This is a genomic window from Clostridium sartagoforme AAU1 (assembly GCF_000401215.1).
Classification (GTDB): Bacteria; Bacillota; Clostridia; order Clostridiales; family Clostridiaceae; genus Clostridium; species Clostridium sartagoforme.
This window is the reverse complement of the sequence record NZ_ASRV01000192.1, coordinates 1-6,126: the sequence shown is the minus strand read 5'-3', so window position 1 is coordinate 6,126 and position 6,126 is coordinate 1. Positions and strand designations below refer to the sequence as shown.

Genomic DNA, 6,126 nt, shown 5'->3' with positions numbered 1-6,126 from the left:
AGTAATATAAATTTTAAAGATTATAAAAATATTTTAGTATCTGAAACTAGAAAATTAATAATATCTAATAGTGAAAATAATATATTAACTGAAATACAAAAGTACCTAGAAAAGTTAGGCTATCTAATAGAAAGAAACTCATATGTAGATGAGTTTAATATAAATTTACTAATCAAAGATTCTAATTCTAATATAATTACAGCAGTAATTCTTGATGGAGAAATAATAGAAAAAGAAAATTACATTTTACTAAAAGATATATATTTATCTAAATCATTAAAAGATAAGAATATTAACTTATATAGAATTTGGACAAGAAATTGGTGGTTAAATAAAACAAAAGAATTATCTAAATTAGCTAATTACTTAAATGAAATATAAAATATATTGACTTTATGTAAGTTATAAAATATAATATTAAAGAAAATCAAATAAGACAGTTCGGAAACCTCCTGTCTATAAATAAAACTACGGTAATTAATTGCAATTTGTATTAAGTGTGATTTTATTTCTAGAGGGTTCATTTATATGAGCTCTCTATTTTATTTCTACATGTATTATACTTGTAATTTTATTTCGTATTTTTATATTTTTGAGGTGTCTATTTAAGGCACCTTTTTATTTTGATAAAATTCTAAGTGAAATTTTGGAGGAGATTATATTGAAAGAAAACATAACAAAAAAATTAGTTAAAGCAGCATTAGTTGCTGCAATTTACGCAGCACTAACAATAGTATTAGCACCTATAAGCTATGGTCCGGTACAATTTAGATTATCAGAAGTTTTAGTATTGTTAGCATTTATAGATCCGTTTTACATAGTTGGATTAACTATAGGATGTCTATTAGCAAATATATTAGGTGGACTAGGTATTATGGATATTATCTTCGGGACCTTAGCTACATTTTTAAGTGTATCTGCAATATCTCTTACAGCTAAGTATATAAAATCGAAAAAACTTAGTTTAATAATTGCTTCATTATGGCCAACTATTTTTAATGGTGTAATAATTGGATGGATGTTAAATTATGTCCTTGGTGTTCCACTAGTATTAACTATGCTTCAAGTAGGTATTGGAGAATTTGTAGTTGTTACAGTAGTAGGTGTACCAGTATTTAAATTAATACAAAATAAATATAAAGATAGACTTGCTTTGCAATAAAAGATAAGCTTAGATACTTTTTATAGTTGTCTAAGCTTACTTTTTTATTTAAAATATACTTAGACACTAATAGACAAATGATTTAAGGAGAAAAATATGAATTTAATTACATTAGAAAATATAACTAAGACTTATAGTGAAAAAGTTTTATTAAACAATATAACCTTAAACATAAATGATGGAGATAAAATTGGTTTAATAGGATTAAATGGAGCGGGAAAATCAACTTTACTTAAAATATTAACCGGAAGAGATGAATTCTTTGATGGAAAAATAATAAGAGGAAAAAATATAAGGGTAGAGTATTTAGCTCAAGATACAAAATATGATGATAATTCTACTATATTAGAACAAATATTTAAAGGAGATACTCCTGAAATGAAGCTTTTAATGGAGTATGAGGAATTACTAGAAAAGATTAATAATGATACATCCCTTAATGATAAGTTGATAGCAATTCAAAGTAAAATAGATACTATGAATTTATGGGATTTAGAAAGTGATGCAAAAACTATCTTAACTAAACTTGGAATAAATGATTTTAATAAAAAAATGTCAGAATTATCTGGTGGTCAAAGAAAAAGAGTATTTTTGGCATCTTCACTAATAACTCCTTGTGAATTACTAGTTTTAGATGAACCTACTAACCACCTCGATTCAGAATCAATAGAATGGCTGGAAGATTACTTAAATTCAAGAAAAGGTGCTTTAATTATGATTACTCATGATAGATATTTCTTAGATAGAGTAACAAATAAAATACTAGAACTTGATAGAGGAAATCTTTATTTATATGATGGTAATTATAGCGACTTTTTAGAGAAAAAAGTAGAAAGGCTACAAATAGAAGCATCAAAGGAAGAAAAAAGACAAAAACTTATTTTAAAAGAATTAAAATGGGTAAAAAGAGGTGCAAAGGCTAGGACTACTAAGCAAAAGGCTAGACTTCAGAGGTTTGATGAATTAGTAAATACTGAGTATTTTACAGTAAATACTGATATAGAAATGCCTTTTGTAGGAAGAAGATTAGGTAAAAAGATTATAGAAATAAATAATATTTCTAAAACTTTCGATAATAAAGTTTTAATTAAGAATTTTAATTATATTTTTTCTAAAAATGATAGAATAGGTGTAATAGGTAAAAATGGTGTTGGAAAAACAACATTAATAAATATGCTGATAGGTGCTATAGATCCGGATAAGGGTGATATAGAAATTGGAGATACAGTAAGTATAGGAGCTTTCTCACAAGATAATAATCATATGGACTTAAATCAAAGAGCTATAGATTATATAAAAGAAGGTGGAGAAAATATACCAACTGAGGATGGATATAATATAACTGCCTCTCAATTAGCTGAAAGATTTCTCTTCGATGGTACAATGCAATACACTCCAATAGAAAAACTATCAGGAGGGGAGCGAAGAAGATTACATTTACTTAGAATATTGATGGAATCACCAAATGTACTTATTCTAGATGAGCCTACAAATGATTTAGATATTGAAACCTTAAAGATATTAGAGGACTTTCTAGATGAATTCTTAGGCGTTGTAATTATAGTATCTCATGATAGATATTTCTTAGATAGATTATGTAATAGAATCTTTTCATATCAAGGTAATGGCGTAATAAAGCAATATGTAGGTAATTATAGTGATTACTTAATACATAAAGAGTATGAAATAAAACCTGAAAAATCTCAAAATGAAATAAAAGAAAAGAAGTCTTATCAAAAAGAAAATAAAAATACTTTATCTAAACCTAAATTTACTTTTAAAGAGCAAAAAGAATTTGAAGAAATTTATTCTACTATAGAATCTTTAGAAAATGAACTTACTAAAATAGAAGATAAAATGTCAAAAAACTCTTCAAATTATGGAGCTTTAAATGAGCTTATGAAAGAAAAGGAATCTGTAGAAGAAGATCTTTTATTTAAATATGAAAGATTAGAATATCTAGAAGATATTGCTAATAAAATTGAAGAATTCAAAAATAAATAATCAATTTTAAGTGCAACATAAGTTATGAACTAGATAATTTATATTACTAAGAAGAAATAATAAAATTAGTAGATGGATTGGTGCTAATAGTGATTATAACATTAGTTTCATAAATGTTATAAAATATTTAAAAATACAACTTTATTGACAATAAGATAAATATTTGATAATCTTTTAAAGGTTGATTTATATTATAACAACATAGGAGGAAATCATGGAAGAAACGAAAGAAGTAAAGATTTTAGTTGCTGATCCTTCAGCTCTAGGATTATTTGGTTTAGCTGTTATAACATTAGTAGCATCATCTCAAAAATTAGGTCTTACAGAAGGGGTATCTCTTGTGTTACCTTGGGCTATTTTCTTAGGTGCTACAGCTCAATTATTTGCATGTATAAATGATTTTAAACATAATAATACATTTGGTGCAACTGCTTTTGGAGCATATGCTTTCTTTTGGTATGCTATGGGAATGACATGGCTTATACAAAATGGTGTATTGGGAGACAAGCTTGCAGCAGCTACTGATACAAAACAATTAGGGTTTGCTTTTTTAGCTTACTTAATATTTACATTGTTTATGACTATTGGTGCAATGGAAACTCACAAGGTATTATTTATAATTTTTGTTTTAATAGACTTTCTATTTATAGGATTAATGTTAAACTCATTTGGAATTATACCTTATTTTGCACATAGTTTAGCAGCGTACTCAGAACTTGGAATTGCAATTTTTTCATTTTATGGAAGTGGTGCAGCTGTTCTAAATAAGCACTTTGGTAAAGTATTTTTACCTATTGGCAAACCATTTAATATTTTTAAATAACTAATAATTATGATATTATAAATATAGTGTTATTGTATTAAACTACTTAACACTATATTTTTTCATTTTAAGTTTTATTAATATTATGAATCAACTTGATTTAAGTTTAAATTTATACAATATAAGGAGAAAATATGAAAGTATCTATATTTTTAAAAGGAAAGAAAGAACCCGTTATATATGAAGGAGAAAGGATTGATATAGTAGATTTAAGCCTAAATAATATTGATTATACACAAATTAGATATTTTAAAAAGGGCAGCTCTAAATCAGAGCTAATAGTAAAGAACTTAATAAGTAAGATTATAGAAAGTGGGAAAGTGCATTAATAGCACTTTTTTATTATATTTTGTTCTAAAGGTTAAATGTTTACAATATTATATAATGAAAAGATACTAACAGCTTAATAATACATGTATCTTGAAAAGACACTTACAGCAATATTATAATTTCATTTATAATAATAAAAAACGTGTCTTGTAATACTTTTTAGGAGGATAAAATGTCAGGAATATTAAGTAAATTAAGAGAAGAATTATATAAAGTCTCGGAAATAGATATAGAGGAAAGTGAATCACTTAATGTAAATGAAGTTGAAAAATTTATAGATAATATAGTTTACTTTAGAAATGCTACAGAGGAGGAAATAATAGAAAATTTCAGAAGAATATTTTATTCTGGAACATCTTATAGCATAAAATTATTATTCTTTATTAGGGATAAGGTAAATGGACTAGGGGAGAGAAGGGTATTTAGGGTTCTTTTAAATTACTTAGGAAATGAGCATCCAAAGTATATAGAAAATAATTTAACATTAATTCCTAAGTATGGGAGATGGGATGATTTATATTCTTTATTTAATACAAAGGTTGAAGATGCTGTTATAGATTTGTTTAGAAATCAAATACAAATTGATATCAATTCTAATAAACCATCAACCTTAGGCAAATGGTTGAAATCAGAAAATACTTCCTCAAAGGAATCAAGAAGCTTTGGTAATAAGACCAGAAGATTACTTGGATATTCACCTAAAGAATACAGAAGGTTATTATCTAGCTTAAGAAGAAAAATTGATATAGTAGAAACGAATATAAGTAGGAGAGAGTATTCGAAAATAAACTATGAAAATCTTACAGAATTAAATATAAAGAAATATAAAAAAGCCTTTTTAAAGAATGATAAAGCTGATTATGAAAAATTCAAATTGGAAAATCCTAAAAAAGCTTTTATATTTAAATCTCTTGAGAATATAATTTCTATTATTAGAGAAACATTAAATAATCCTGGCATAAACAGTATAGAAGATATGTATCTTAAGAATTTAGAATATCTAATTGATAAGAATATAAAAGACTTAAATACTTTTGAAGATACTTTAATTATTAATGGAATTGAAGGAGAGTTAATTCAAAATAAAAATAGATATTTTGATATACTAATTTCGACAATCCTTTTATACAATAAATTAAATTTGAACAGCTTTAAAAACTACTATATGTCTTTTAAAAATAATCCTAAATTTAATAAATTAACTAGCACTGATTATATAGGTAGTATAAAGAGCATGTCAAAAAATAATATAAATTATAATATGGATTTAAATTCTGCTTTAGATTTATTACTATTTACTAGTATAAAAAAGAATTTAAAACCTGAAGCAATACCTAAATCAATAATGTTCATATACAACAAATCAGAAGATATGAGTTTTAATAATCTTAAATTCATTAGTGAGAAATGGATAAATTCAGGATTTGAAATGCCTAAAATAAAGCTTTGGAATTTAAAAGACTTATCATCAAAATTTTCAATATCCTACAAAGATAACGTAGTGATAATTAGTGGATATAATAAATATATTTGGAAATACATTCTTGAATCTAGAGAAATTAAGAATTCTAATATAATTATAGATAAATTTAATAATATTCAATATAATGATTTAATTATTTAGTCTTAAACAATGCAAATGCATTGTTTAAGACTAAATAGCTTTACATAACTTTTAATATGTTATATAAGCTTTAATTTTAATAACTTTTAAAGTTGAATTATTAAAATGACAATTGATAACATGCCGTGAATAAAATTGTGAATATAATTATGCAAAATCCATGTATAGCAAAATAACTTATAA

At 24.8% G+C, this 6,126-nt stretch carries 6 protein-coding genes; all 6 read left to right on the top strand.

Going from position 1 to position 6,126, the window contains the following annotated elements; genetic code table 11:
• Positions 1-381 (top strand): hypothetical protein (locus A500_RS20815; protein WP_016208483.1); only part of this gene is annotated, 381 nt, incomplete at its 5' end.
• A gap of 280 nt (positions 382-661) precedes the next feature.
• Positions 662-1,162 (top strand): QueT transporter family protein, encoded by a 501-nt coding sequence (locus tag A500_RS15365; protein WP_016208482.1) that lies wholly within the window; start codon positions 662-664, stop codon positions 1,160-1,162.
• Between the two features lie 96 nt (positions 1,163-1,258).
• Positions 1,259-3,166, top strand: coding sequence for an ABC-F family ATP-binding cassette domain-containing protein (locus A500_RS15360; protein WP_016208481.1), 1,908 nt, complete (start codon positions 1,259-1,261; stop codon positions 3,164-3,166).
• Between the two features lie 214 nt (positions 3,167-3,380).
• On the top strand, positions 3,381-3,989 hold the full coding sequence (locus A500_RS15355) for an acetate uptake transporter (RefSeq protein ID WP_016208480.1): 609 nt from the start codon (positions 3,381-3,383) through the stop codon (positions 3,987-3,989).
• Between the two features lie 134 nt (positions 3,990-4,123).
• On the top strand, positions 4,124-4,318 hold the full coding sequence (locus A500_RS15350) for a hypothetical protein (protein ID WP_016208479.1): 195 nt from the start codon (positions 4,124-4,126) through the stop codon (positions 4,316-4,318).
• A gap of 173 nt (positions 4,319-4,491) precedes the next feature.
• Positions 4,492-5,943 (top strand): DUF2828 family protein, encoded by a 1,452-nt coding sequence (locus tag A500_RS15345; protein ID WP_016208478.1) that lies wholly within the window; start codon positions 4,492-4,494, stop codon positions 5,941-5,943.
• Positions 5,944-6,126 lie beyond the last annotated feature (183 nt).

Bases quoted from the DNA above. Each gene is read 5' to 3' on its own strand.
- A500_RS15360 (WP_016208481.1), top strand. From the start codon at position 1,259: ATGAATTTAATTACATTAGAAAATATAACTAAGACTTATAGTGAAAAA.
- A500_RS15355 (WP_016208480.1), top strand. From the start codon at position 3,381: ATGGAAGAAACGAAAGAAGTAAAGATTTTAGTTGCTGATCCTTCAGCT.
- A500_RS15350 (WP_016208479.1), top strand. From the start codon at position 4,124: ATGAAAGTATCTATATTTTTAAAAGGAAAGAAAGAACCCGTTATATAT.
- A500_RS15345 (WP_016208478.1), top strand. From the start codon at position 4,492: ATGTCAGGAATATTAAGTAAATTAAGAGAAGAATTATATAAAGTCTCG.